This is a genomic window from Mesorhizobium sp. M7A.F.Ca.CA.004.06.1.1, assembly GCF_003999135.1.
Lineage (GTDB): Bacteria > Pseudomonadota > Alphaproteobacteria > Rhizobiales > Rhizobiaceae > Mesorhizobium.
The window spans coordinates 1-1,834 of sequence record NZ_RZPQ01000967.1; the positions used below are offsets into that span (position 1 = coordinate 1).

At 66.0% G+C, this 1,834-nt stretch carries 2 protein-coding genes and 1 pseudogene; all 3 read right to left on the reverse strand.

The window, feature by feature from the left end:
- Window positions 1-148: pseudogene (locus EN906_RS32750) on the reverse strand (flagellar basal body L-ring protein); the annotation flags it as partial.
- Window positions 145-726 (reverse strand): MotE family protein, encoded by a 582-nt coding sequence (locus EN906_RS32755; RefSeq protein WP_127268382.1) that lies wholly within the window; start codon window positions 724-726, stop codon window positions 145-147. The gene EN906_RS32755 and the pseudogene EN906_RS32750, both read right to left, overlap by 4 nt.
- 9 nt (window positions 727-735) lie before the next feature.
- A complete protein-coding gene (locus EN906_RS32760; protein ID WP_245484384.1) occupies window positions 736-1,803 on the reverse strand; it encodes a flagellar basal body P-ring protein FlgI in 1,068 nt (355 codons plus the stop codon).
- Window positions 1,804-1,834: the final 31 nt, after the last annotated feature.

The following is a 1,834-nucleotide window of genomic DNA, read 5'->3' on the forward strand; positions in this document are numbered from 1 at the left end:
GCGGATAGCGATAGAGGGAGCCGGTACTGCCGCCATCGATGCCGGAGCCGACCGGGGACAGGGCCGGCTCCCTGCCGACCTCCTTGAGGTTGGTTCCGCAACCCGACAGCATGGTGACCGCGCACAGGACAAGCATTTTCCGGATCATGACGGATCTACCCTTCGGGCTGCGCTGGCCATAATGCCGGTGAGCGTCGCCGCTGCCTTCTGGTCCATTTCGTTGAGGATGACGCTCGCCTTGCGTGTATCGAGCTTCATCAATATGGCCGCAGCCAGATCGGCGTTGACGATGGCCAGCCGCTCGGCGGCGGCGTCGGGCTTCATGCCGGCGTAGATCTGGACCACGCCGTCCTCTGCCCGGGCCAGGAAAACCTCGCGTCGCTTCAGCCAGGTCTCGTATTCAGCTTTCTTTGCATCGAGAGCTTTCATGCGCTCGTCAATGCCGGCCTGGAGCTGCTTCAGTTCCTCCGCCTGCAGGACATAGCGGCGGTCGCGGGCGGCGTCGGCGATGTTTGAGCAGAAGCGCTCGATCTCGCTTTGGTCCGGCGCCTTTTCCCGCGTCAATTGCTGCGGCGTCGCTGCCACCGGTGCTCCCGGCAGGACCTGGCGGACCGTCTCCTCGCCGCGCGCAGTGTCGCCGGCAAAGGGCAGCGTCGCGAGAATGGCGGACGCGAGCAGGATCGCAGCGGTGCGGTGTCTTTCGTGGTGTGAGAAGAAGCGCGTCATCGGCATCGCCTATTGCAGAACCAGGTCGGCCTGCAGGGCCCCGGTCGACTTGATGCCCTGCAGGATGGCGATGATGCCATCCGGCTTGACGCCGAGGCGGTTGAGGCCGGAAACGAGGGTCTGGAGATCGGGTCCGTCCAGCACGGCAACGCGGGCGTCGGGCCGGCTGGCGTCGATGGCTGTGAACGGTTCGATGGCGGTCTCGCCCTTGGAGAAGGGCTCGGGCTGGACGACGCGCGGCGCTTCGGTGATGCGCACGGTGAGCGTGCCGTGGCTGATGGCGACACGTGAGATCTTGACGTCATTGCCGATGACGATGGTGCCGGTGCGCTCGTCGATCACGACACGGGCCGGCGTGTCGGATTCGACCACCAAATTCTCGATCTCGGCATAGAAGCGGGCCGCCGAGACACCTTTCGGCCTTCTGATCTGAACGGTGCGCGAATCGCGCTCCGCCGCCACCCGCATGCCGAAGCGCTGGCCGGTGTAGTCGTTGATGGCGTCGGCGATGCGGATAGCGGTCGAGAAATCGGGATTGCGCAGTTGCAGCGTCAGGATCGCCTGATCGTCGAACTCGGCCTGGACAGCACGCTCGACGATGGCGCCGTTCGGCACGCGGCCGGAGGTCGGCACGCCTTGCGTCAGCTGCTCGGCCTGTCCCTGGGCGGTAAAGCCGGACACGATGACCGAGCCCTGGCCGACGGCATAGATCTCGCCGTCCGCCGCCTTCAGCGGCGTCATGATCAGCGTGCCGCCGGAAAGCGAGGTCGCGTCGCCCATCGAGGAGACGTCGATGTCGATGCGGGCGCCCGATTGCACGTAGGGCGGCATGTTGGCGGTGACGATGACGGCGGCGACATTCTTGGCGCGCGCACTGCCGCCTTCGGTGGCGATGCCGAGATTTTCGAGCATCGCGCGGATCGACTGTTCGGTGAATGGCGAGTTGCGCAGGCTGTCGCCCGATCCGGCAAGGCCGATGACCAGGCCGTAGCCGACGAGCTGATTGTCGCGCGAACTCTGCAGCTGGGCGATGTCCTTGATGCGCGCGGCGACCTGGCCCGGCGGCACGCTGATCATGACGCCGCTGAAGGCGGCGGACGGCGAGATC

Bases quoted from the DNA above. Each gene is read 5' to 3' on its own strand.
- EN906_RS32755 (WP_127268382.1), bottom strand. From the start codon at position 726: ATGACGCGCTTCTTCTCACACCACGAAAGACACCGCACCGCTGCGATC.
- EN906_RS32760 (WP_245484384.1), bottom strand. From the start codon at position 1,803: ATGATCAGCGTGCCGCCGGGCCAGGTCGCCGCGCGCATCAAGGACATC.